This is a genomic window from Niallia sp. RD1 (assembly GCF_024219955.1).
Taxonomy (GTDB): domain Bacteria; phylum Bacillota; class Bacilli; order Bacillales; family Cytobacillaceae; genus Niallia; species Niallia alba.
This window is the reverse complement of the sequence record NZ_CP100420.1, coordinates 2,283,789-2,310,332: the sequence shown is the minus strand read 5'-3', so window position 1 is coordinate 2,310,332 and position 26,544 is coordinate 2,283,789. Positions and strand designations below refer to the sequence as shown.

Genomic DNA, 26,544 nt, shown 5'->3' with positions numbered 1-26,544 from the left:
ACACCGAACTTTAATCGGTGCAGCCTCAAAATCCCCAAACCTCTATTTCAATAAAAGCACATCAAATTGCCCTAGCTCCACTGCTTCTTTCACTACTTCTCCTGTTAAAAGATTACGCTTTCCAACTAGCTCTTCTGGTAATAATTGCTTCTTTGTTTTTTGATTAATGACAAAATAAAAAGAAGCATCCGTTGTCTCTCTTTTCGTAATTTCAAGTCCTTCTCCGTTAGAACACACCGGCTTCACATTTGTTTCTGCTATCACTTGATTGAACAAATGGGCAATACCATCTTGTTCTACTTGGGTACCAACATACCAGACATTCCCTTTTCCATAGGAATTTTTCGTAATCGCTGGGGTATCGCCGTAAAAATCTTCTTTATAGGTGGCAATGGTCTCTGCACCTTCTAGATGAATAATGTCACATAGCAGCTGACAGGTATAGGCATTTCCATCATTAAATTCGACGCCATTCTTTTGCTCTGGAGCTAATGCATCAATTTCTTCTACCCATATTCCTGCTATTTCGCGCAATGGTCCTGGGTATCCTCCAAGGTATACATTATCTGATTCATTAACGATCCCGCTCATAAAAGTAGTAACAAACTGCCCTCCAGTTTCAACAAATGCAGTAATCCGCTCTGCTAGGCCTGCTTTCATCATATAGAGAACTGGTGCCACAACCACATCATATTTAGAAAGGTCACTATCCACCGATATCATATCAACTGGAATATTTTTATTGTAAAAATATTGATAGTACTGATGAATCTGGTCTACATAGGTTAAATCTTTATTAGGTCCACTCGTATACTCTAGCGCCCAATAATTTTCCCAGTCAAAGATAATTCCTACTTTACTATTTATTGTTGAACCTATAATCTCTTCTAATTGCTCCAGTTCTTTCCCTAGCTCCATCACTTCTCGGAATACTCGTGTATTTTCATGTCCAACATGCTCGATGACAGCACCATGAAATTTTTCACATGCCCCTACTGAGCGGCGTAATTGGAAAAATTGAATGGTATCCGCTCCATGTGCAAGTGTTTGGTAGCTTTGGGCACGCATTTTCCCTGGTCGTTTTAAAGAATTATAAGGCTGCCAGTTTTGTTGACTTGGTGTTTGTTCCATTAACATAAATGGTTGACCATCTTTAAGACCTCGCATTAAATCATGGCACATCGCTGTATAGCTTAATGGCGTATTATAGCTTGGATAATTGTCCCATGAAACAAGGTCCATCTCTTTTGCCCATTTAAAGTAATCTAAATTTTTATAAGTCCCCATTAAATTTGTAGTGATTGGCGTAACAGAATCATATTTACGAATCGCATCTCGTTCCATCTTGTAATTTTCCAGCATACTATCCGAGTTGAAACGACGATAATCGATGGATATTCCTGCAAAGGCAGTTTTATCTCTGCCAATTCCTTCACTTAGTGCATTGGGTAATACTACTTCATCCCATTCATAAATGGTATGACCCCAGAATTCTAAGTTCCATGCTTGATTTAATGCTTCAATCGTCTTATAGCGATTTTTTAGCCATACACGAAATGCCTTCTCACAGTTTTCGCAATAGCACTCGCCACCGTATTCATTATTAATATGCCAACAAGTTATATGGGGATTACTTCCATATCTTTCTGCTAGCTTTCCTGCCAATTTGCTTGCAAACTTCTGATAAACAAGACTGTTTGGACAGGCATTATGTCTTTGTCCAAACTTATGATGTCTGCCTTCATAATCGGTTCGTGCCACTTCAGGATATTTTTTCACCATCCATGCCGGCAAAGAAGCTGTAGATGTAGCAAGAATAATTTCATACTTGTCCTTACTTAGCATTTCGATGATTTCGTCTAGCTCTTCAAAATAATACTCTTCTTCCGAGGGCTGAATTTTCGCCCAAGAAAAAACATTAATCGTTGCCGAATTAATGCCTGCTTTTTTAAAGATGCGCATATCCTCTTCCCAAATATCCTTAGGCCATTGATTCGGATTATAATCTCCACCATATAATATACGATTAAAGAATTTCTTCTCCATTTCCATCCCTCCGTCGTCATTTTCATACATTCATTATAGATAGGACAACGGAGAAAAAGTATAATAAGAGTAACTAGTTTATATAAAAATACGAAACTATTGTAAGGGGATACATAAATGGAGGTTCATTTTAATTTATTGGATGATTTCAATCCTTTTTCGATTGAAAGTATTGGCTATAAATGGGAACAGGAAATGGTTATAAGAGAAGAAGGCTATCCCTATTATCATTGGCTACAAACAGAGGAAGGGTTAGGAGAAGTTACTATTGAACAGCAGAAAATTCGGTTAAAGCCTTCTGAAGGGATTCTAATAGCCCCATTTGTTTCCCATTATTATGAAGCTATATCCGCTAAAGGATGGAAGACAAATTTTTTGACTATTAACGGTACATTCGCTCCAAGCATAGCCAAAATACTTGGTACAGATTCCTTTTATCTTGCAAATGACTGTCCTGATTTTTCCTATAGTGAGTGGACGAAAAGAATGTTGTCCCATATAAAAAACGAAAACAAAAATTCCATCCATCAAAAGCTGTCTATTGATGTGTATACCTTCTTATTAAACATTAGAGATCATGGGTTACACCGAACCTTTCAAACAAATGATTTATATCATCAATATATATCGCCAAGTATTCAATGGATCCAATCCAATTACAGAGAAAAATGTGCCATCGCTGATTTAGCGAAAAGTCTCTTTATTTCACCACAATATTTAAATAAACTTTTTAGACGATTTATCGGTGTCTCTGTCTATCAATATGTCCTTGCTTATCGCATCAAAATGGCAAAAGAAATTTTAGTCACAAATCGCGATTTGAAAATAAAAGACATTACATTTCTAACCGGATTCAATGATACAAGTCATTTTGTAGCCACCTTTAAAAAAGAAACAGGATATACCCCTAAGGAATTCCGCACTTTTTATTAGAAAAAACTCCTCCCTTTCAAAAGGAGGAGTTAATAATATATTATATAGAAGCAACTAGTGCAACATTTGAGCTGGGCTTCCTTATTAAAAAAACTTCTTCTTCCAAAAGACCAAAGCCGTTACGCCTGATAGTAAGAAGGAAATCATAATCGCGATTGTAAAAGAATAGGGTACATCTTGAAATGGGATATGAACATTCATTCCATAGAAGCTTGCAACCATTGTTGGCAATGACAATATAATCGTAAAGGATGTTAAGAATTTCATCACAATATTAACATTATTAGATATAACCGAAGCAAAAGCATCCATCATCCCACTTAAAATAGACATATGAGTTTCTGCCATCTCAATTGCCTGCTGATTCTCAATAATAACATCTTCCAATAATTCTTGATCATCATCATACATTTTCAAATAATTGCTTTTAAGCATTTTTTGCATGACAATATTATTCGATTTTAAGGAAGTAGTAAAATATACTAAGCTTTTTTCTATATTAAGCAAAGAAAATAGCTCTTTATTTTTCATGGACTGGTGAAGTTCCTTTTCAATACTATCTGTCTTTTTGCTGATTTGCTTTAAATATTTTAAATAAGCAGTTGCCATACAATATAGGATTTGCAAAGAAAATCGTGTTTTTTTATACGTAAAAAAGCTCTTCATTCTGCCTTCTGAAAATTGATGAAATATCGGATTATCCTTTAAGCAAACCGTAATAAAGCAATTCTTCGCAATAATCATGCCTAATGGGATGGTGTCATAAATTGGCATATTTTTCTCATCAAAGGAAACAAGAGGAAGATTAACAATTATTAATACATTTTCCCCATCCTTTTCAATTCTTGAACGCTCTTCTTCATCCAATGGATCTTTCATAAACGCAAATGGAATATCTAAACCGGTAGCAATTTCCGTTATTTCGGTTTCTGTTGGGGCAATTAAATTGATCCAGCAGCCATTCATCATGCTATCCGTTTCTTTCAGCATTCCTTCTTCCGTAGAAATATAAATTTTTTTCATGCTTTTACCTCCTCTAGTTATAGAGGAAATCAAAAAAATTCTCTGCCAAATAAAGTTGAATCTTTATCAGTATTCAAACTTCTAAAGGAAGGGTTATTCATGACTTCCTCTTTCATGGCCGTGGGTTCCGGTTCAGGTTCCATACACATTCGATTACTCATAAAAATTCAACTCCTCACTAGTATTCTTTAAACCTATTACATACTACTTTATAATTTATTTATTGTAAACAGAAAAGGTGAAACTTTTCTACCTATCTATCTTTGTGTCCCAACACAAAAATAATGAATAAATTTAGAATTTATTCCATAGATTATTTTCTTAAATATTCGTATAATTTAAAAAAATCCAAAAACACATTACAACACGGAGGTTACATATGAGCGAACTTGCAAAAAAACGGCCAAATTACGCAGAACCAACTCCGCCTAGTAAAACCAAACTAGCGGACAGATTTTTAAACGTCATTGAACGTGCAGGTAATAAGTTACCTGATCCTATTACGTTATTTGTCATCATGTCTGCCATTATTTTAATCGCTTCTTATTTACTATCGTTACTTGGCGTCTCTGCTACGAATCCGAGCTCAGGCGAAACAATTGAAGTAGTTAATTTACTGAATCGCGAAGGCATTATTCAAATCTTAACAAGTATGGTGAGCAACTTCACGTCCTTCCCTCCATTTGGACTAGTATTAGTCATTATGCTAGGTGTAGGTCTTGCAGAAACGACAGGTCTTATCCAAACTGTTATGAAAAGAACGGTGTTAAGTGCACCTAAAAAATTAATACTGCCTGTCATTGTCTTCACTGGGGTTCTTGGCAATATTGCTGCCGATGCAGCATTTATCGTATTTCCTCCTATCGCAGCCCTCATCTTTATGAGCGTAGGAAGAAGTCCAATTGTCGGTCTTATTGCTACCTATGCAGCGATCGCTGGTGGATATAGTGCTAACTTAATTCTAAATTCCTTAGATGTCCTGCTCGCGGGAATTACGGAGCAAGCAGCAAAGGTAGTAGATCCAAATTATGTGGGAAATCCGACGATGAATTATTATTTCTTAATCATTTCTACCTTTGTATTAGTTGCTGTCACTACTTGGGTTACGGTGAAATTTGTGGAACCGCGCTTTGGAAAATACACCGGAGTGGTACAAAAACTAGATCAAGTAACTGCCAATGAAAAAAGAGGTCTACGTTTTGCAGGTATTACCCTAATCATCTATTTTGCTGTCATTTTAATAATGGTTATTCCAAGAAATGGTTGGTTACGTGATTTAGAGACAGGCTCTGTTATTAACTCACCATTTATGTCTTCTATCGTTCCGATTATGCTATTTTTCTTTTTATTACCTGCTTTAGCATATGGTATTGGTTCCAAAACGGTTAAAAATGATAAAGATGTGGCAGAAAAATTATTTAAATCCATTGCGGACTTAGCACCGTTTATCGTGCTAGCTTTTGTCGCTGCACAAATGATTGCTTACTTTAGCTGGAGTAATATTGGTCCGATTCTTGCGATTAAAGGTGCCGAATTGCTTCAAGCGATGAACTTTACTGGACTGCCAATGATTATTGGCTTCATCATTATTTGTTCCTTTATTAATCTATTAATTGCTAGCGCATCTGCAAAATGGGCATTACTTTCTACAATCTTTGTACCAATGTTTATGTATTTAGGCTATAGTCCAGCATTAACACAAATGGCTTATCGAATTGGAGATTCTATCACAAATCCAATCACGCCAATGCTTGCTTACTTTGCGATTCTTTTAGCCTTTGCAAGAAAACACGATAAGTCGATTGGGATTGGAACCTTAATATCTGCTTTACTTCCTTATTCCATCTTCTTTGCCATTACATGGATTCTCTTATTCGCTATTTGGTACTTATGCGGACTTCCTTTAGGACCAGGGGATCCTATCTTCTTAAAATAATTTTAGACGATTCACTACGTGCAACCTGAATCTTTTGGTTGCCGTGCTACATATAATTTTAAAAAAATTGAAATGAGGGGTAAACATGGAAGCTTTATTTTCGCTATTAAAAGAATATGAACAAGAGATGATTGAGATTCGACGTCATCTCCATGAACATCCGGAATTATCCTATCATGAAGTATATACACCTGCTTATATTGCAGAATATCATCAAAAATTAGGGCATGAAGTAAGAACTGGCGTCGGCGGTCGTGGGGTTGTTGCTACACTTAGAGGCAGCAAACCTGGTAAAACCGTTGCATTACGTGCGGACTTTGATGCACTTGCTATCCAAGAGGAAAATGATATCCCTTATAAATCCAAGGTAGACGGCGTTATGCATGCTTGTGGTCATGATGGTCATACGGCTACTTTATTAGTGTTAGCAAAAGCATTGAACAAGCTGCAAGCAGACATCGAAGGAAACATCGTGTTTATTCATCAATTTGCAGAGGAATTATCTCCAGGTGGTGCCATTGCGATGATTGAGGATGGTTGTTTAGAAGGTGTAGACGTGATTTTTGGAACCCATCTATGGGCAACAGAACCAGTTGGAAATATCATGATTAACGCTGGTCCTCTAATGGCAGCTGCAGACCAATTTGATATTACCATTCAAGGAAAAGGTGGTCATGGATCGGAACCACATATGACAAAAGATGCGATTATGATCGGTGCACAATTTATCACCAATGTGCAGCAAATTGTATCAAGACGCGTGAATCCATTACATCCTGCTGTTGTTTCTGTTTGTAATTTTGTAGCTCAAAATCCCTTCAATGTTATTGCCGATACAGTAAAATTAAGTGGAACAGCACGTACATTCCACGATGAGGCTCGTGACTTAATTGAGAAGGAAATCGGAAATGTCATTCAGGCATCATGCCAGATGGTTGGCGCATCTTATGATTATCGTTTTAAACGTGGCTATCCTGCTGTTGTAAATCATAAAGAAGAAACAGACTTTATCATCAAGCATGCAGAACAAATTGAGGAAGTTCAACAAGTAAGAATTTGCGATCCAATTATGGGCGGAGAAGATTTTGCGTATTACTTGCAGCATGTAAAAGGTGCTTTCTTCTTTACAGGTGCAATGGATCCTAACTGGGAGGAAGTCTATCCACATCATCATCCGAAATTCAATATTGATGAACACTCTCTTTTGATCGCAGCTAAGACATTAGGCTCTGCGACATTAAACTATTTAAGTAATGAATCTGTACAAGATAAACAAGAAAGCTTAATCAACGAATAACAGGAAATAGCTGTTCCTATCTTTTATTAGGAACAGCTATTTTCATTAAAAATTCTTTTGCACATTTAACTATTGCTTAGACGATTCAGCGCTCCCCATTTTGTTCTCGCCGTTCATATAAAAACAACGCTACCTTTAAATTCGTTACATCATCTAAATCATCAAAGTCACAATTTAATTTCTCCTGTATTTGCTGAAGACGATAATAAACTGTATTTTGATGAAGATGCATAGATTCTGCTGTTTTTGTTACATTTTTATTTGATTGTAAGTAGTTTTGTAATGTACTTAACCATTCATTTTTCGTTCGATTATTCGACTTAGAGAGAATAGGGCCCAATATATTCTCTACAAAGTATTCAGCTTCTTCTTCTGGAACATTAAATAAGTAGCGCTTATAGCCAAGGGATTGAAAATCAAATACGGATTCTTCTCTTTGATGACTTTCCATTTCTTTCTCTAACAATTCCGCATCTTTATACGACATGGGTAGATGGCGCATGGAGTATACTGGACGGCCAATATATACGACTATTTCCTTATAGATGGATTGTAATCGTTCTACATATTGTCTAATGACTTGAACATTCCCCGCTTCTTTCTTCTTTGCTCCTAACAGTAGAAACAGTTTATTCCGGTTTGGAAAAATCATCACCGAAAATTCCTTTTTGAATACTTGCCGCATCCCTTCTTCTAACAAATTAAGCTGATTCAATTCATCAAACGAATGCTGTTTGCTTTTGATTACTAGAAAAACAAAGTACTTTGCAGGAATCATCTCCTGCTTCTTCAAATAGCTTTGAACCTCTGGTGTGAAGTGGCTATTTAAAATATCCTTTAATAAAGCTTCCTTTTCCGCTTGCCTATTTTTCAGTTGCTCCTGAAGCTTTATTTGCTCAATGGCAATAATAGAAGCTGCATGTTGAAAGGAAAGCTCACCCACAATATCGAGAGGAACGCTTTTTCCTGTAATCACCAAATATCCAATGGTTCCAAATGAAGATTGGACCGATAAAGCCTGTCCAAACAACTCCTCGTCTTTATATATTTTCTGTAATTGTTGTGTTTGCAAGTTTATCCGATTCTGTCTAATCCAGTCACTTAAAAAAGGAATTTCTACACTAGAGATTGGATGAGAAATATCAAGACGCCCTAATGAATCAAAATAATAAATACAGTCATTGGGATTACGAGCTAGACTTTTTACGAGCGATTGCATCCCATTCCCTTCCAGCACTGTCTCATTTAATTGATTATGCAGTTCAAGAATGGTTTCTAATTGCAGAGCTCTTTGCTGTTTTTCATAAAAAGCACGGGCATTTACAATAGAGATTGCTATCTGACTACCAATTGCTTCTAAAAAACGCAAATCCTCCTCTGTAAAAAATCCGTCATTTTTAAAGTTATCAATTGTAAGAACGCCAATTTTTTGCTGTTGATAAACAAGTAAAACAGACATACAGCTAACTGGCATTAAAGCATGAACTGTCGACTTCAAATAATATTGAAGTGTCTTATTACGCATATTAGACATCGCTTTTTCAATTTCTTCGATTGTATTAATTAGCATGCTTTTACCTTCTGCAAAAACAGTTCCGCTAATTCCTTCTCCTTCTAGAAGCTTATTCTGCAAGTAGATATCTTCCTTAAAATTGACAGCAGCCTCAATTTCTAGATACTGACTTTCCTCATTCCATAGTAATAAAAAACCTGCATCTGCTTTATCAATAGCTCCAATGACGTCTTCGATAATCTGCTGAATTAATTCCTTTAAACTATCATTTGTCGTAATATTTTTTGAAACTTGTATAAATGTATTTAATCGCCGCTCCATATTATTCTCGCTGCTCATTAGCTTCCCTCTTTATTGCTTATTTCAGTTATGTAACTATTATCTCCTTAAGCTTATTATTTGTTAAGAAATTTCCCACAAAAAATAAACAGGACGGCTCTCTATTACTAGAACCGTCCTGTATCCATTATTATACTAGCTTATGCCCACAATTCGAGCAGAAGTTTCCTTCTCCTGTTTTCGTCCCGCAATTTGGACAGAAATTCGGCCGCTGCTTTTTCTCCTCATTCTGTGGGGCTGCTTCTGGTGTTTGTTGCTGATTTTGATTCTGCGATTGCTGCTGGTTCTGATTTTGCTTATTCATTTTATCCATCATTTGGTTGGCCATATTCATGCCCATCATCATTCCAGCCATATCAGATGCAGTTCCGCCACCAGAATTTTTCCCGCTGGCCATGCTATCAATCATAGAAATTTGCTGATACTTATCAATATTTCCTACCATTCCGTGCGAAGCATTTTTATTAATCATATCCTGAACTTCTTTTGGATAACTAAAGCTCATAATTTGGAAGCCAGTAATCGTAAGTCCACTTTCTACCATTTGGCTATCTAAATCTTCTCTAATACCTTTCGCAATTTCAAAAGCATTCGCCTGAAGATTAAACATATCCTTTCCTTCTGTGACAATCCACTTCATAAGTAATTGATCTAGAACGGAGGTAATTCGTATTTTTACATCTTCCACTAAATATTGGTTTTTAATTCCGGCAATTTTATCAATTAAAGCGATATAGTCATTTACTTTAAATTGAAACGTTCCATTCGCACGAATTGGCATTCCTCCAGGAAGTCCAACTGCAGGGATGTTTATTGCATTTTTTGTCCCCCATTTCACCGTAAATTCCTTCGTATTTACGAATAATACTTCCACTCGCATTCCACTGTTAAATCCAAATTTAAAGCCTTTTAAAGTAGAAAGAAACGGGATAATTTGCGACTCAATATCATACTCCCCGTCCTCTTGAAAAGCTCCTTCCATACTACCATTGTTTAGAAAGATAGCATCCTGCCCAGGGCGAATAATCAGTTTACTCCCTTTCTTGATTTCACGGTTTTTCCATTTATAGAAAATCATATCTTCCCTAAATTCTTCCCATTCCACTACATTTGCAAATTGATTGCGAAAAAATGACATTTTTTTGTCCCCTTTCAATATTCAAAATAACTGTTTAAAATTTCCCTCTGCTTCCGCTATGGGAGTGACCACCACCAGTGATTCCTCCACCGCCACCTGGATTATTGTTTTGCGGCTTTCTTTGTTTTGTCACTGTTTTACGAATAAATCGGTCGTGTCTATTTACAATTTTAGAATTCCTTTTATCCATATACGTATTTCCATTTACCGTTACTCTCCCGCCTGATTGGAAGACCATAATACTTACAACAATTCCGGCAAGCACGAGCGAGATGATTAGCTGAAAGCCCCAATGATAAAAAAATGCTGGCATTCCACCCGATGTACTATCTTCTGTGTACCCATTTTCAGCATCAGCATTTCCACTGTAACCATACTCATTTTCGAAAGCTGTTGGATCATCAACCAAGTAATAAGCAGATTCCTGCATAAAAGTCGAAAAAGCCTCAAAATAATCCCCATCTGATAAAGCAGGCGTTATTTCTTCCCGGATATAGTCTAACGTTGAATCATCCAAATAATCTTCCGCTCTTTTAAAACCAGCTAAATATATGTCTCTTTCTTCCATATCAATTGCTAAGATAGCCGTATTTCCAAAAGGCTGGTCATAACCTGGAGCCTCTTCATCATAATAATCCTGAACATATTTCTTGATATCTTTGCCATCTGTACCATCTAGCGTAAGAATCAATAACGCTGTTTCCGTTTCTTCCCCTAGTTCCTCAGCTAAATTCTCAAGATCCATTCTTTCCGTATCTGTTAAAAGTTGCGCATCGTCGAAAATAAATTGCTTTTGATTTTCTGAAGCTGCTTTGACCTTCCCGCCTGAAAAAGCAGCTAGTATCGTAATAAAGATAAGGAGGAATATACTATACTTTGTTAACCAGTTTCTCAAAAGAAACCACCTCCCATAAAGTAGGAGACACATTTCAATGCAAGAAATGTACCGCTAGCAATCCCACTAAACCATAATGCGACTTTCCCTTTGCTAATTGGCGGTTTTCCTACTACCTTTCCTGTCTGCCCATTCATTGCAAAAATATGCTCCTGGTTCTCGTAGTCATAGCTTACCATCCAGACAGGAAGTAACACATAATCACTGCGAACAGCCTTCGTATCAATATTTTTGTCTCGATAATTAATCGAATGATACCCAGCAAAAGTAGAATGAACAAATGAATCAATATAATCACTCACTTTATTTTTTGCCCTTGGAAGTAATTCTGAATCTGTGTAATTATATTTTTCCGCAATGAAACCAGCAAGATAAGGCGTTTTAAATTCTTTTAGCTGTTCATATGGAAAGGGCTCTAATTTATCCATTAATTGATCATTCATTTTTTCTGAGGCATCCACCGGGATTTTCACATAATCTAAATTTATTTGCCTATATGCTTCATAATACTTCGTTTCCGTATAAATATAATCTCCGCTTGTATAGGTACGAACTTTTGTACAAACAGCTGTCACGTCAACGTTGCTGTTAAGATCATACAACCAAAAAGGAACGTACATACCAGTAATACTTTTTATACGATCTGCATTCATAAACCCTTTCGGAGTCAAAAGCCCTTTCCTACACCATTTTTGAAACGCTGCTACTGCCTCTTCTTTGCTAATTGTAAAAGGAATTACTTTTTTAGGGGCAAGCACGCCTGCCAATCGATCGGCAATGACTATTCCTGCACCGCAAAAACTACAATTTGTTGCAGTCGTATCTGCTTCCGTTATTAATACCGCACCACAATTGTCACAATGGTACTCCTTAACTTCATTATCCTCAAAGGATGCAGACATTAAATTTTCTGGATAGCTCTCGATATTTTCTTCATTTCCACAGCTAGGGCAAGATAAACTGCCAGTATCTGCATTAAAACTCATATCTCCCCCACAATTTGGGCATTTATAATGAAGGATCACGTTAAATCACCTCAATTTATTTATCTTTGACTATATTAATCATAACGTATTTATTCACTTCCTGCTTTGTTGCCGTGAAAAATTTCCGATATATACATATACTGATTAGATTAAAAAAAGTTTCATTTTCAAACATTGCCTTCGACTAATAGTTCCTTATTCTTTTTTGCAAAGATAAATGGGTAATGGAAAAAATGAAAAAAGAAGAAGTGGACGAGATACACCATTTTTATCAGGGGGAAAATTGAAGAAAGCACTTTTAAATATCGATGTGCATTCTTTAATAATAATAGAAAAGTTCCCCATTTCTTAAGTAGAAAAGGGAAACTTTTTCATTTACATATTGTTAAAATCACGTCCCACAATATGTTTGATAAGAAGGATTCACTTGTTGTGGTGCTACTCCGTATTCTATTTGTTCCTTTGTATAAGCATAAGGATTGGACAGCATCTGTAATAATTCTTCCATCACACTTAAATCTCCGTTTTCTGCAGCATGAAGGGCTGCTTCTACACGATGATTTCGAGGAATGACAACTGGATTATGTCTTTTCATTTGCTCACGAGCATTTTCTTCTCCGCCTTCTTGACGGTCGATTCTTTCCTTCCAAGCCTTATACCATTCCATAAATGCTGGATTGTTGCTAAGTTCCATTTTGTCTATTTCCCCTAACGTTAAAGAACGAAAGGTATCCGTAAAGTCTGCACGATTATTTTGCATAATCCCAAGGAGCTTTTCCATTAGCTCTGCATCTTTGTCTTCTTCCCCTTCTAATCCTAGCTTTCCTCTCATACCATCAAGCCAGTGTTGTTGATACAAGGTGTTAAATTCATATAATTCTGCTTGAGCAAGTTCCACTGCTTTTTCAACATCATCATGGAATAAGGGAAGTAAGCTTTCAGCAAATCTAGCCAGATTCCAACCAGCCATTTTCGGTTGATTTCCATACGCATAACGACCTTGGACATCAATAGAGCTAAATACGGTATCTAAATGGAAACTATCCATAAAGGCACAGGGGCCATAGTCAATCGTCTCTCCGCTAATGGTCATGTTATCTGTGTTCATAACACCGTGAATAAAACCAACTAACTGCCATTTGGCGATTAAGGCTGCTTGACGTTTAATTACTTCTTTAAACATTTCTACGTAGTGATTCTCATCTTTCGCAATTGCTGGGAAATGTCGATCAATTGCATAATCCGCGAGAGCTTTAAGATCCTCTTTAGAATCAAGAGAAGCTGCATATTGAAAAGTTCCTACTCGCAGATGGCTTGCTGCGACTCTCGTTAAAATGGCACCTGGCAAATCTTTCTCCCGGACAATCTGTTCTCCAGTTGCAATAACAGCTAAACTTCTAGTTGTCGGAATGCCAAGGCCGTGCATCGCTTCACTAATAATATATTCTCTTAGCATCGGCTTAAGCGCTGCTCTACCATCGCCTCCTCGAGAGTATGGTGTGCGGCCAGAACCTTTTAATTGTATATCGAACCTTTCCCCAGCTGGAGTAATCTGTTCTCCAATCAGCATAGCCCTTCCATCACCAAGCATGGTTGGATGGCCAAATTGATGACCTGCATAAGCTTCAGCAAGGGGAAAGCCGCCTTCTGGAATATCATTCCCGCTTAATACTTGTATCGACTCTTGGCGTTGTAATTGTTCCTTATTCAATCCTAATGACTCTACCAAATCCTGATTAAGCTTAACTAAACGAGGAGAACTGACTGGATTTAATGTCATCTTAGAATAGAAAACTTCAGGAAGTCGAGCATAGCTATTATCAAAATTCCAGCCTGTATCTTTTTTCAACTCATTACTACTCATATTGGCTCCCTTCCAATCGTATTTTATATTCCTATTATACCCTTTTCACAGTGTGGAACATGCAATGACGCTTTGCAAAAAGCAGCTGATTATTTTTTATACACTTCTTCTTTTGAATGAAAATCATCCTTGATGATGGTTGCATCCATATTCTCTTTTGTGACAGCAATAGGAGAAAGCAAGATAGTCGGCACTTCGACTTTTCCGTTATTTACTTTATTCTCAACAGAGATCGTTTTTCCATTGGCCATCTGAACTGCAATTTGTGCTACTTCTTCTGCTAATGCTTTGATTGGCTTATATACAGTCATTGTCTGAGTGCCTTGTATGATGCGTTGTGCTGCTGGAAGATCACCATCTTGTCCAGCAACTGGAATTTTCCCAGCTAAGCCATACTTTTCAAGTGCCTTAATTGCACTCCCTGCTGTTGCGTCATTTGCTGCAATAACAGCATCTATATCTTTATTATTTGCCTTTAAGGCTGCTTCCATATTGCTGTAAGCATATTCTGGATCCCAATTTTTTGACCATTGATCATAAACGACCGTAATATTCCCTTTATCTATATAAGGTTGCAATACATGAAATACACCTTTTTTAATAAGATGGGCATTATTATCTGTATCGGCCCCACCAATGTAGACATATTTTCCTTTCGGCACTATCTTAGTAATTGCTTCTGCTTGTAATACTCCAACCATTTCGTTATCAAAAGAAATATATAAATCAACATCAGCATTTTTTATTAAGCGATCATAAGAGAGCACCTTTATTCCAGAAGAGTGTGCTTTTTTTACAATTGTAGCCATTGCTTCTGCATTATGTGGAACGACAACTAATAAATCTACTCCCTTACTGATTAACGTTTCTGCCTGTAGAATTTGCAGGGCATCGTCTCCATTTGCAGCATTGATTTCTACTTCTGCTCCTAATTCTTCTACTGCTTCTCTAAATAACTCTCTATCTCTCAGCCATCTATCTTCCTTTAATGTGTCCATTGAAAAGCCTATTTTAAGTTTCTTGTTTCCTTCTTCTGAATTCTTGTTATTGGCAGAAGGAGTAGCTAGCGGACGACTGACTTCCGTTTCTTTTTCCTTATAACAGCCAGAAATGACCCCCACCAAGCATAGTACTACAAGAACTAACCATGAATGTTTTCCAATCTGTTTCATTCATTTCTCTCCTATTTATATTCGCTGTTTTCCCTTTAGCTTTTTTTCATAAGGAACTTGTTTTTGAAAGAAGAAACTATAATGATTTATTCACTAATAATAATTTCCGATATTCCTTTGGTGACATATTACAAAGCTTTTTAAAGACTTTACTAAAATAATTCGGATCGTGGTAACCGACTTCAAAGGTAATTTCTTTGATACTCTTATCTGTATCTCGTATTAATTCTTTTGCTTTTTCAATTCGACACTCTGTTAAAAAATCAATGTAATTAATTCCTTGTTTTTCTTTAAAAATCTTGCTTATATAAATGGGACTCAGACCAACTTTCCTTGCCAATGACTCTAAAGAAATATCTTCTTGGGAATGCGTTAGAATATATTGTTTCAACTGATGAATCGCATCTGCTTCTAATCGATCTGTTCTTTGTTTGAAGGAATGAATCATCTTATCAAGCAATCTCGTCGTTTCTAATTGCAGTTGGCGAAAATTCAATGGCTTATATGCATATAAAGGAATATCTGATTCTATGCCCATCTCATCCATCACTCGTGACACAATCCAAAGAATCTCTAATATTCGCTGCTGTGTATGGAGTACATCTGCCCCTTCCTTTTCGTAGTACTGTATAATATATAAAATATCACTAGCGTCGCATTAAAATAATACAACGCCTTCCGGAAATCTGAATTTTCTGTAATATTAATGATACACAAAAAAATCCTTTATAATGGTTGGACGGTAGTAAACCATCCAAATCCAACATAAAGGACATAAGCATGGATAAGTTTACACGAAAAACATCATTTGAACAATGGTTTTCACCGATTTCCTCCACAAAACTTGAAGAATTGGTTGAAACCCATCAATTAAATTACTATACAAAGAAGCTACACATCGCTTCATTCCTGAAATTACTGCTGTTTGCGCAGCTGAATGAAACCGAAAGTCTGCGTGCTGTCAGTGATACATTGTTTTCAGACGACCTACAAAAAGCAACGAATTTGGAATCGATTAGCTTTTCACAATTAGGACGTCGATTAAATCAAGTACCGACAGAGGTGTTCCAGCAGGTGTTTCTAGATTTAGTCGCGCAAATTCATGAGAAAACGGATTTTGATAAGCGACGTAAAATGACAACACCACTGAAAATCATCGACTCGAGTACGTTGCCACTGAATTTGAACAATCATAAATGGGCTAAGTTCCGCAAAACAAAGTCAGGCATTAAGCTTCATTTACGTCTTGTTTACTTAGAAAAGGGTTGTTCCTATCCAGACAAAGCGGTGTTAACGAATGCGATCGAACATGATCGAGGTCAGCTAGAAGTACTCGTTGACGACAAAGAGTGCATGTACGTCTTTGACCGTGGCTACTTGGATTACGAGCGATTCGACCGCATGACCGACGATGGTTACTTCTTCGTTTCACGCTTGCGGAAAAACGCTGTAACTCATCAAATCGAGGAATTTGATCTTCCAAAAGATTCAACCGTTTTATCAGATGAAATGATTTCCTTGGGCACAGCACAAAGTCGAGCAGGTAATGAATTCAGACAATTGAAAGTGTTGGATTCAAAAGGAAATGAGTTACACCTCATAACGAATCGCTTCGACTTGAGTGCAGATGAAATCGCTGAATTGTATAAATCACGCTGGGCAATCGAGCTGTTTTTCAAGTGGATGAAGCAACATTTAAACATCAAAAAGTTCTACGGACAAAGCGAACAAGCTGTGCATAATCAAGTGTACATCGCGATGATCGTCTACTGTTTACATGTACTGGCTCAGCTGAGTACAAATAGTTCACGGACGTACTTACAAATCAGTCGGTGGCTAAAAGCAGCACCCTGGAAACCAGCACGTATTTGGATTCGAAAAATAGCAGGAAGAGCTGTCCCGTAAAGGTTTAACCGTTTCTGTCGCCCTCGCCAAAGGTTATAGTAAAAAAATGGATGATTACTACCTCTGTTCGCGTGTCTTCGTTTTTCTTCTCAAACGGGAATATCAGAAAACAGAATATTCAGTTAGAATTTATGCGACGTTAGTGATAAAATATATTTTCGTACATTTTCCCATTGCCCTATTCGAATTTGATCAGCGAATTCCTTTTTCCGATGCTCTACAAGCTTTCCAGTTATTGAATCATTGGTAGCCGACATTTCATCTGAATAAAATCGATATTTTACTGGAGATGAAACATCCATTGTTGCAAAAAGGGCTTCGTGATACGATTGACGAACTTTCTCCAGGGAAGAGGAGACATTGCCGATTCCAATAAAGTACTCTGCTCCCTGCGTTCGCTTAAGAATGGATAGTAATTGATGAGCCAATACTGTTGCTTGTGTGCGAAAAGAATGCTTTTCATCTCTAAACACAATAATTGGAAGATGACTACCATATAGTGCACCTATCCAACAGCTTTTCGTTTCTCTGATTTTTTCTTTTATAATAGGATAAAGGGACTCTGCTCCCGTTGGCATCAACACTAGCATGATAAACATTTCATTCGTGGACGGTGTCTCTAACATTTCAACAAGCATATCAACATGCACTTCATGAACATGATCAAATAACAATTGTGTCACCACATCTGTTTCAACAAGCGAGAGTGCTTTTTGGAATGCCTCTTCTTGAAACTTTCTCATCACAGCTTCTCTTTGTTCCTCTTTAATTTGTTGAAATGTCTTGCCGACTGTTGCTATTATTTCACTTGCTCGACTCGGTTTAAGAATATAATCCATTACTCCTAGCTTAATCGCTTGGCGCATATATTCGAATGTATCAAAAGCAGTTACCATAATGAAGCGAATCATCGAATTTAGAGCCGTAATCCTTTCAATTGTTTCTAATCCATTGAGACCAGGCATTTTAATATCCATTAGGATTAAATCCGGTTGAAATGTTTTCGCTAATTCAATTGCCATTTTTCCATTTTTCGCTTGCATTATCTTTGTATCAGGAAAGCCCTTCTTAATAATCGCCTCCATTCCTTCTCTCTCTAATTGTTCGTCATCTACAATGAGGAGTTTTATCATCATCCCACACCCTATTTTTTTATTTGAATGATCACCTTAGTTCCTGAGCCCACCTGACTCTTAATCGTTATTACATCATCATCACCATAAAAAAGTCGCAGTCTTTTTACCACATTGCTAAAGCCTATTCCGATGCCCTTTGATTCCTTTTCAAAAGGATGTAAATTTTCTGCTAGTAACTGTTGTATTTTTTCTAGCGGAATACCAATCCCATCATCTTCAATTTCAATTAGAACTTCCTCCATCTCATCCTTTACTCGTATCCAAATCGTTCCGCCATCCTCACTCGGTTCCACCGCATGGATAACAGCGTTTTCAATTATCGGCTGTAAAGTTAATGACGGAATTCTTCTATTTAGGCAACATTCATCTATCTCCATGAAAAACTGAAGTCTATCTGTAAATCTTGCTTTTTGAATATCCATATATTGCTTTAAAACCATTATTTCCTCTCGAAGCGTCACGGACCGATCTAGTTGTTTTAAATTGTACCGAAGGATTCCTGCAACACTAACTAACAAATCACTTGTTTCTTCTGAACCTTCTAAATAAGCCTTTTTTGATATCGTATTTAATGTATTAAAGAGAAAATGAGGGCTTATCTGGCTTTGTAAGCTTTTAAACTGACTTTCCTGCAACAATATTTTACTCTGCTGCAATTCGTGCTCTAGCTGTGCTTTATGCTTTATTTCGGATATAAGCATATTAATATTTTTTCTCATCCGATCAAAAGTTCTTGCTAAAAAGGCAATTTCGTCTTTTGTGTCTACTTTCACCTGCAAATCAAATCGTCCTTTCGATAATTCATTTGCTGCCTGGGTTAGCTTCGATATTGGTCTTGTGATGGTTAACGAAAACCAGTATGTCACAAAAAAGAGCACACACATAATTAATAATAAAAGGAAGATTCCTAGTTTCATTACTTCACCTGACTGCTTAATAATTCCGCGGTAAAAGCGGTCATAGGTTTTGAGTTCTGTATCTACTAAAGATAGAGACATCTCTGAGATATATGTTGATATTCTCGTCACTTCCGAAAATTCTTGAGCAGCGGCTTCCCCGTCATTTTCCGATAAAAATAAAAGAAGTCTATTTGTGGTTTCAATAAAACTGTCCATGAGATGAACATAATTTGTTAGAGTGAAATTATTCTCAGCGTTTCTTAACGTAATTACTCCTTGTTTTGCGTCCTCCATTCTTTTCTTACTTTGAGTAAGCTTTGACATATTTTCTTCCGATGGATTGATCATATAATTATTTAAATCCGCAACTATATTTTGACTGCTAGAGGTGACTTCATTTAACTTTAAATAACGCTGCAAAATTTCATTATACTGCTGCTGTGTTTTATGATTGTAATAAGTAAGTGCTATCCAAATAATAGACATGATAATCAATACGATGGTTGTAAGCAAAAGGATTTTTTTTGAATACTATTCATATGTATTGTTCGCTTTCTGAACTTTAATGTCTGTTAAATAGCCATTCTTATCTAAAGGAACTTTTTTTCCATTTAGCCATTCCATCATCAACTGCACACTCATTTCTCCCATTGCTTCTGGGGATTGCTCCACCATCGCATCTAAGGTTCCCGCTTCTAAAAGAGAGATTGACTCCGGCCCATCGTCAAAAGAATACAAATAATACGGCTCTATTTGGTAACGCTTACTTATTTCTTTAATTAAAGTTCCTAGCACATTCGCATTAATAGCTATGAATGCATTTGTATCCGGCTCCCGATTTAAAATATCTTGTGTTGCAACAACTACTTGTTCTTTCGACGTATCAATCGTTTTTGCATAGACAACGTTAATATCTTTATATTGTTTCACTAGTGTTGCGTTAATTTAATTTAACTATTAAAAATACTTGAAATGTTCAATTTTATCATTTTATGCAAAGAAAAAGTCCTTTATAATGGATAAGTTAGGTGGTAACCCGTCCAAATCCACTAAAAAGGACTATCGCATGGACAAGATTACACGAAAAACTTCATTTGGACAATGGTTTTCACCAATAAATCTTCAATTATTTGAAGAAAACGTGAAAACGTTGAAATTAGATTTCTATACGAAAAAACTAACGACAGAGTCATTTCTAAAATTATTACTTTTTGCGCAGCTAGAAGAAGTCGAAAGTCTGCATGCGCTGAGCGATTGTCTTTTCGATGATCAACTGCAAAAGGGCATTGATCTTGATTCTATCAGTATTTCCCAACTCTCACGCCGTTTAAATGGCATGAATCCAGACTTATTCCAAAAGCTTTTCCTTGATTTAGTTTCACAAATTCATGCCAAAACGCACAACACGAAACTTGTGATGCCATTAAAAATCATTGATTCAAGCACATTGCCTCTCAATTTGACTAATCATAAATGGGCAAAATTCCCCAAAACAAAAGCGGGTGTTAAATTGCACTTACGCCTTGTGTTTATGGAAAAAGGTATATCCTATCCCGAAAAGGCCATTATGACAACGGCCAAAGAACATGACCGCGGTCAGCTTGAAGTAATGGTTGATGACAAGGAATGTATGTATGTGTTTGACCGTGGTTACTTAGACTACGAACGCTTTGATCGGATGACAGATGACGGCTACTTTTTCCTTTCTAGGCTGCGAAAAAACGCAGTCATACGGGAGGTTTACGATTTTAAACTACCCGAGAATACATCTGTTTTGTCGGATCAAATGGTGTTGATTGGTACGACGCAAAACCGTGCCGAAAATTACTTTCGTCTTCTAAAAGTGATTGATTCAAAAGGAAATGAGCTTCATTTAATCACAAATCGTTTTGATTTAAGTGCTGAAGAAATCTCAAAGATGTATAAATCACGCTGGGCGATTGAGTTATTTTTCAAATGGATTAAACAACATCTCCATATCAAAAAGTTTTACGGCCAAAGCGAATGGGCAATTCAGAATCAAGTGTTTATCGCACTTATTGTTTTTTGCCTGCATGTTCTCGCACAAATCGAGACAAAAAGTAAACGAAAAACCCTACAAATTAGCCGATATTTACGGGCAGCTTTGTGGAAACCAGCACATATTTGGCTTCGAAAGATTGAAGGAAAAACCATTCCTTAATAAACAAATTGTCGTCGTCTCTTAAGTCTAATTGTAAAAAAATTTCCAAATGGATGGATCCACCTTTAGTTGGGTATTTACTTTTTTGGCTCTTAACAGGGGACATATTTAAACTGAATATTCTAACAACATTTATGCAACACTAGTGATATTGTTTAAATATTTCCTCTATACCATTTAATCGCTGTTTTTGAAAATATTCCTCCTTGGAATCAAACATAAGAACAACCTTTCCTTTCTTCCCCATATCTTGTACTAGTTGTTCGGCAATTTCTTTCCCTGCTAGAAACTGATCGGAACCTACATAGGTTCGTCGTAAACTATCAGCAATTGGTATATCATTGGCAACCGTAATAATAGGAATTCCATAAAAGGATGCTTTTATTTTCGTTAAATTTTTAAATTCATCCGTATCCAATCCCTGCACGATTATTCCATCCACTTTCGATTGGATCGCTATTTCAATACTTTTCAAAAAATCTTCCTCATTATTGCCATAGCTTCCCCACACTTCAAAACTTACATCTTCAGCTTCTGCTTGCTTTCTTGCACCAGCTGCAACTTTGTCCCAAAAGGGAGTATCTCTCTCTTGGGTGATTAACACAAGGCGTTGCTGGTTTTGAGTCGTAACACGATCAGAGGGAAACTGCCAATCTGCGCGAAAAACATTTTTTGCCGTAATAAAGGTAAAATAACAAAGAATTAAAATAGCTGTTAATAATACAATCATGCTCGTTTTTCGCACTACACCGATCTCCTTCCAATTAAATACATCCTACAAACTAAATCATAGCATCCTTTTTAAATAGTACAATACTTATAATCAATGGAATAAGAAATGTCTAGCCTAGTGAAGAATTACAAGATTAATGGATAGAAACGAGGTTTTAGCAGAAATGAGGCTGGGACATAAGTATTCCAGCCAAGGATAATTCCGAACAATTATACGAAGATGCTAATGAATGTTCCGTATAATTGTTCGGGCTTTTATTTGTTTTTCAAAGGATGTTTCCATGAAGTTTGGTGCGATTCCCCGCAGCCGGAATACACTTCGCTTTCCATGGGGCTCGCGCTGAGCCGCTTCGGCCTGTGGCCTGCAGGGTCTCAGACTGTCTCGCTAATCCCATAGGAGTCTTCGTGTATTCCGGCTGCTCTGTTTTTCCAACTAATTATATTTCCTCTTGTAAAAAGTATGCGAAAGCAGCCGCTATTTACTAGCTATATTAGAAATTGTTCGTCTTTACAGAGTATCTATTTAGTTATGTCCCATCCTCCTGATTATTTTGACTTTCTTGTCATTACATCAAAAATAACTGCCCCTGCAAGAACGCCTCCTCTAATCATATATTGATAAGAGATACCAACTCCTAGTAAATTCATGCCGCTTGAAAGAGATGCCATTACGATTGCTCCGATAATCGCTCCTGTTACTTTTCCAACCCCTCCAGCTGCTGAAACGCCTCCCACATAAGCAGCTGCAATGGCGTCTAACTCGAATAAGGTACCCGCTGTAGTAGTTGCAGATTGGAGTCGGGCCGTGAATAAAATACCAGACAATGCTGCCATCATTCCCATCGATCCGAAAACAATATAAGTAATCTTTTTCACATTGATTCCGCTAAGATGTGCTGCTTCCGGATTGCTTCCAACTGCATAAATATGTCTGCCAAGCACTGTTTTCGTTGTTAAGAAGTGATATACAAATACGACGGCAAGCATAATAACGACAGTCCATGAAAATCCATTATATCCTGCAAGAATCCATGTAATATAGGCAATAATGACAGAAACAAATGCTAGTTTTAAAAGGAACATTGGTTTAGAAAGAACATCGAACTTATACTTCAGCTTATTATTTCTATTAGATATTTCACTATAAATATAAACAAGAATTCCAGCTAATCCCACTAATAGAGATAACAGATGCAATCCATTTACTTCCAATAACGATGGAATATATCCATTACCAATCGCATTGAATGCATCATTTTGAATAATAATCGTTCCCGTCTTCTCTGTCACCTGTAGCAACGCACCGCGAAAAATCAACATACCAGCTAAGGTTGCAACAAATGACGGTATTCCTACTTGGGCTACTAAAAGGCCATTAAACAAACCTACTAAAATTCCAAGAATAAGAATAATCGGAATCGCGATATAGACAGGAACACCTGCCTGTGTTAATAGAATCGCTGCAATAGCACCGAGAAATCCAGCAACAAATCCAACAGATAAATCGATATGACGAATAACAATTATTAGCGTCATTGCAACAGCGAGCACTGCTATATATCCTGCTGAATCTAGTAAGTTGCTTATATTACGTGAAGAAATAAATAGTCCGTCTGTCATAATTGTAAATACTAGAATAATAACAAACAAAGCAATATACATTCCGTATTCACGAATATTTGCTCGAATAAGTGTCTTTGCTTCTTGATACATCTTCTTCCCACCCTCCTATTGTGTGGCCAGCTGCATAATTTTTTCTTGATTTGCTTCTTCTATATTCAATTCACCTTTCATCTCTGTTTGCGCCATGACATATACTCGGTCACTCATGCCAAGTACCTCTCCTAACTCTGATGAAATCATGATGATGCTTAACCCCTCTTCGATTAACTTATTCATCACACTATAAATTTCAAATTTTGCTCCGACATCAATTCCGCGAGTCGGTTCATCTAAGATTAATAGTTTCGGAGCCACAAATAGCCACTTACCAAGGGATACTTTTTGCTGGTTTCCTCCACTTAAATTACCAGCTAGCTGTTCAAGAGATGAAGCTTTTATATGAAGCGACTTTTTATAGGAATCTGCAATCTTAATTTCTTCGTTTTGATTAATGACTCCCTTTTGCGCAATTCCTTTCAAATTAGCAGCGGAGATATTACTCTTAATGTCTTGCAGCAAGAATAATCCATCTCCTTTACGGTCTTCTGTTACATATGCAATTCCTGCTTGAATGGCATCACTCGTGTGTTTAAGCTTTTGCGTCTGCCCATCCAGCAACATTTCCCCTTGAATTTTATACGATTTAGCATTACCAAAAATACTTAATGCGAGTTCTGTTCGTCCTGATCCCATTAGGCCTGCAATTCCAACAATTTCACCTTTCTTTACATGAAGGTTAATATTCTTTACTACTTCCCGCCCTATTTGAGGATCATAAGCACTCCAATTTTTCAACTCTAAAACAGATTCTCCTTTTACCTTCTTATCTCGTTTCGGATAAATATCTTCTATTTCTCTACCAACCATATTTTTTATAATAATATTTTCTGTAATTTCTCCTTGTGCAGCATCTAATGTACAAATTGTTTTCCCATCACGAAGAACAGTTGCTTTGTCTGCTATCGAGATAACTTCCTTTAACTTATGGGAAATCATAATACAGGTAATCCCTTGCTTCTTTAGTTCCTTTAATAATTGGAGTAAGTTGTCACTGTCATCTTCGTTTAATGCTGCTGTCGGTTCATCCAAAATTAGAAGTTTTACATCTTTACTTAATGCTTTTGCAATTTCAATTAGCTGTCTTTTTCCTACACTTAAATCTTTAACAAGCGTGTCTGGAGCGACATCTAATTTCACCTTTTCTAATAATTTCTTTGATTGTACAATTGTTTGATTCCAGTTAATAACTCCACCCTGTTTGACTTCATTGCCGGCAAAAATATTTTCATATACCGTTAAATCTGGAAATAATGCAAGCTCTTGATAAATAATAACAATACCTGTTTTTACACTGTCACTAATTCGATGAAACTGCTGAATTTCATCTTCGAACACAATGTCTCCATCATATGTTCCATAGGGATGTACTCCACTTAAAACTTTCATTAAAGTCGATTTGCCCGCACCATTTTCCCCGATTAAACAATGTATTTCTCCTTTTTCAACTTTGAAATTCACATCACTTAATGCCTTAACTCCTGTAAATTCCTTTGTAATCCCATTCATTTCGAGAATATATTCACTCATTTTCTTCCTCCTTTGCATCTTAATGGGAATGGGTTAAAGGGTCGATCCCCACTTAATCTATCCAATTTATAATTTCCATGGATTACATCAAGTGAGGTCGACTTTTTGGTTAATCCCTTTTAAAAATTACTTTAATCCTGTAAATTCGCTTGCTTCGTAATAATCAGAGTCAATTAATTCTTTTTGGACATTATCTTTATCCACGACGATAACGTCTGTTTGTTTTGCTTTTACATCGATCTCTCCATTATCATAAGAACCTGTAGTTTCTGGTGTTTTTCCATCTAAGATATCAATGGCAATTCCCATTACATCGGTTACTAATGTGCGAACATCTTTAAATACAGTCATGGATTGCTTTCCATCAATCACATATTGAATAGATGCTTTTTCTGCATCTTGACCTGTTACAAAATAGCTTGAAATATCACCATCTGAAGCAAATACATCTGCGATTGCACGTGCTGTACCATCGTTTGGTGCTAATACAGCGACATCACCCTTCATCTCGGTATCAACTGCAGTTAAATGTGTTTGGGCTTTATTTTTCGCTTCATTTGGATCCCAGTTTGTCGTAACCTGTCCAAGGATTTTACTCATTTCATCGCGGCTAAGCTCCTGCTTATCTTTTACCTTTTCTGCCTCACTTGAGTTAGCGATTTTGAATGTACCATCGGCAATTTTCGGTTGAAGTACACTCCATGCTCCTTCAAAGAATAAGAAGGCATTGTTATCTGATGCCGCTCCCGCATAAAGATACAACGGTACTTCTTTTCCTTCTGAGTGATCAATTAAATACTGCCCTTGAGCTGCACCAACAGCTACACTATCGAAAGTGACATAATAATCAACTGCATCTGTGTCTGTAATCAGACGATCATAGGAGATAACTTTAATATCATCTTTTTTTGCAGCTTCTACTGCAGCTGCTGCCGCTGCCCCGTCTTGCGGTGTAATGATAAGTACATCAATACCTTTATTGATTAATGTTTCCACATTTTCTTTTTCTTTTGCAGAGGAACCTTGGCTGAATAAAATTTCAGTTGTGTATTCAGAATCTTTTAACGCATCTTTAAAGCGCTGTTCATCTTGAACCCAACGTGGCTCATCTTTTGTTGGCAAGACAATACCTACACTGATTTTATTACTGCTACCACCTGTGCTATTGCTACAAGCTCCCATCAGAGCCGCAATTAGCATTACAACAAGTAATAAGGATATGGATTTCCATCTTTTCATTGATTTTTCCCCCTTAATTTGTTCTTCCTTTTGTCTTACAGTTAAAATTGTAGAAGAAAA

The 26,544-nt window shown here is 36.8% G+C and carries 22 protein-coding genes; 5 read left to right on the top strand and 17 right to left on the bottom strand.

Annotated elements, in window-relative coordinates:
- Positions 1-42: 42 nt before the first annotated feature.
- Positions 43-2,046, bottom strand: a complete 2,004-nt coding sequence (locus tag NKG37_RS10975; protein ID WP_254416207.1) for a beta-galactosidase — start codon at positions 2,044-2,046, stop codon at positions 43-45.
- Between the two features lie 117 nt (positions 2,047-2,163).
- Between NKG37_RS10975 and NKG37_RS10970 the strand changes: the two genes are divergently transcribed.
- Positions 2,164-2,979 (top strand): AraC family transcriptional regulator, encoded by an 816-nt coding sequence (locus NKG37_RS10970; protein ID WP_169187952.1) that lies wholly within the window; start codon positions 2,164-2,166, stop codon positions 2,977-2,979.
- 84 nt (positions 2,980-3,063) lie between these two features.
- Here the strand turns inward: NKG37_RS10970 and NKG37_RS10965 are convergent, their stop codons facing one another.
- Positions 3,064-4,002 (bottom strand): magnesium transporter CorA family protein, encoded by a 939-nt coding sequence (locus NKG37_RS10965; RefSeq protein ID WP_169187951.1) that lies wholly within the window; start codon positions 4,000-4,002, stop codon positions 3,064-3,066.
- Between the two features lie 29 nt (positions 4,003-4,031).
- Positions 4,032-4,163, bottom strand: coding sequence for a hypothetical protein (locus NKG37_RS26075; RefSeq protein ID WP_268927023.1), 132 nt, complete (start codon positions 4,161-4,163; stop codon positions 4,032-4,034).
- 218 nt (positions 4,164-4,381) lie between these two features.
- Between NKG37_RS26075 and NKG37_RS10960 the strand changes: the two genes are divergently transcribed.
- Positions 4,382-5,938 (top strand): AbgT family transporter, encoded by a 1,557-nt coding sequence (locus tag NKG37_RS10960; RefSeq protein ID WP_169187950.1) that lies wholly within the window; start codon positions 4,382-4,384, stop codon positions 5,936-5,938.
- Between the two features lie 85 nt (positions 5,939-6,023).
- Entirely contained in the window at positions 6,024-7,235 is a 1,212-nt protein-coding gene (locus NKG37_RS10955) for an amidohydrolase (RefSeq protein ID WP_169187949.1), read from the top strand.
- 85 nt (positions 7,236-7,320) lie between these two features.
- Here NKG37_RS10955 and NKG37_RS10950 read toward each other — a convergent pair whose 3' ends face one another.
- The 7 genes from NKG37_RS10950 to NKG37_RS10920 form a co-directional block, all read right to left on the bottom strand.
- A complete protein-coding gene (locus NKG37_RS10950; RefSeq protein WP_169187948.1) occupies positions 7,321-9,087 on the bottom strand; it encodes a helix-turn-helix domain-containing protein in 1,767 nt (588 codons plus the stop codon).
- Positions 9,088-9,217: 130 nt separating this feature from the next.
- A complete protein-coding gene (locus tag NKG37_RS10945; protein WP_224428212.1) occupies positions 9,218-10,225 on the bottom strand; it encodes an SPFH domain-containing protein in 1,008 nt (335 codons plus the stop codon).
- 34 nt (positions 10,226-10,259) lie between these two features.
- A complete protein-coding gene (locus NKG37_RS10940; protein ID WP_254416206.1) occupies positions 10,260-11,120 on the bottom strand; it encodes a TPM domain-containing protein in 861 nt (286 codons plus the stop codon).
- Entirely contained in the window at positions 11,117-12,145 is a 1,029-nt protein-coding gene (locus NKG37_RS10935; protein WP_212120002.1) for a TFIIB-type zinc ribbon-containing protein, read from the bottom strand. The genes NKG37_RS10940 and NKG37_RS10935 overlap by 4 nt, the downstream gene beginning before the upstream one ends.
- A gap of 352 nt (positions 12,146-12,497) precedes the next feature.
- Positions 12,498-13,970, bottom strand: coding sequence for a protein adenylyltransferase SelO (locus NKG37_RS10930; RefSeq protein ID WP_169187946.1), 1,473 nt, complete (start codon positions 13,968-13,970; stop codon positions 12,498-12,500).
- An 89-nt stretch (positions 13,971-14,059) separates the two neighbouring features.
- Positions 14,060-15,142 carry a D-xylose ABC transporter substrate-binding protein gene (gene xylF, locus NKG37_RS10925; RefSeq protein ID WP_254416205.1) on the bottom strand — a complete coding sequence of 361 codons (1,083 nt, stop codon included), beginning with the start codon at positions 15,140-15,142 and terminating at the stop codon, positions 14,060-14,062.
- A gap of 76 nt (positions 15,143-15,218) precedes the next feature.
- Positions 15,219-15,701, bottom strand: coding sequence for a helix-turn-helix transcriptional regulator (locus NKG37_RS10920; RefSeq protein ID WP_367976425.1), 483 nt, complete (start codon positions 15,699-15,701; stop codon positions 15,219-15,221).
- Between the two features lie 221 nt (positions 15,702-15,922).
- Between NKG37_RS10920 and NKG37_RS10915 the strand changes: the two genes are divergently transcribed.
- Positions 15,923-17,047 (top strand): IS4 family transposase, encoded by a 1,125-nt coding sequence (locus tag NKG37_RS10915; RefSeq protein WP_100525935.1) that lies wholly within the window; start codon positions 15,923-15,925, stop codon positions 17,045-17,047.
- Positions 17,048-17,169: 122 nt separating this feature from the next.
- Here NKG37_RS10915 and NKG37_RS10910 read toward each other — a convergent pair whose 3' ends face one another.
- The 3 genes from NKG37_RS10910 to NKG37_RS10900 are packed head-to-tail and all read right to left on the bottom strand — an operon-like array spanning position 17,170 to position 20,012.
- Entirely contained in the window at positions 17,170-18,183 is a 1,014-nt protein-coding gene (locus NKG37_RS10910; RefSeq protein ID WP_254416204.1) for a response regulator, read from the bottom strand.
- Between the two features lie 8 nt (positions 18,184-18,191).
- A complete protein-coding gene (locus NKG37_RS10905; protein WP_254416394.1) occupies positions 18,192-19,568 on the bottom strand; it encodes a sensor histidine kinase in 1,377 nt (458 codons plus the stop codon).
- Between the two features lie 45 nt (positions 19,569-19,613).
- Positions 19,614-20,012: a sugar ABC transporter substrate-binding protein gene (locus NKG37_RS10900; protein WP_254416203.1), complete on the bottom strand. Its 399-nt coding sequence runs from the start codon at positions 20,010-20,012 to the stop codon at positions 19,614-19,616.
- Between the two features lie 136 nt (positions 20,013-20,148).
- Between NKG37_RS10900 and NKG37_RS10895 the strand changes: the two genes are divergently transcribed.
- Positions 20,149-21,264 carry an IS4 family transposase gene (locus NKG37_RS10895; protein WP_254416393.1) on the top strand — a complete coding sequence of 372 codons (1,116 nt, stop codon included), beginning with the start codon at positions 20,149-20,151 and terminating at the stop codon, positions 21,262-21,264.
- 142 nt (positions 21,265-21,406) lie between these two features.
- Here the strand turns inward: NKG37_RS10895 and NKG37_RS10890 are convergent, their stop codons facing one another.
- From NKG37_RS10890 to NKG37_RS10875, 4 genes are all read right to left on the bottom strand, one after another.
- Positions 21,407-22,009 carry a substrate-binding domain-containing protein gene (locus tag NKG37_RS10890; protein WP_254416202.1) on the bottom strand — a complete coding sequence of 201 codons (603 nt, stop codon included), beginning with the start codon at positions 22,007-22,009 and terminating at the stop codon, positions 21,407-21,409.
- A 533-nt stretch (positions 22,010-22,542) separates the two neighbouring features.
- Complete coding sequence (locus NKG37_RS10885; RefSeq protein ID WP_016202708.1) at positions 22,543-23,709, bottom strand: sugar ABC transporter permease; 1,167 nt, start codon at positions 23,707-23,709, stop codon at positions 22,543-22,545.
- A 15-nt stretch (positions 23,710-23,724) separates the two neighbouring features.
- The gene (locus NKG37_RS10880) at positions 23,725-25,245 is read right to left on the bottom strand and encodes a sugar ABC transporter ATP-binding protein (RefSeq protein ID WP_016202707.1); all 1,521 of its coding nucleotides are present in this window, start codon (positions 25,243-25,245) and stop codon (positions 23,725-23,727) included.
- A 126-nt stretch (positions 25,246-25,371) separates the two neighbouring features.
- Complete coding sequence (locus tag NKG37_RS10875) at positions 25,372-26,484, bottom strand: sugar ABC transporter substrate-binding protein (protein ID WP_254416201.1); 1,113 nt, start codon at positions 26,482-26,484, stop codon at positions 25,372-25,374.
- Positions 26,485-26,544 lie beyond the last annotated feature (60 nt).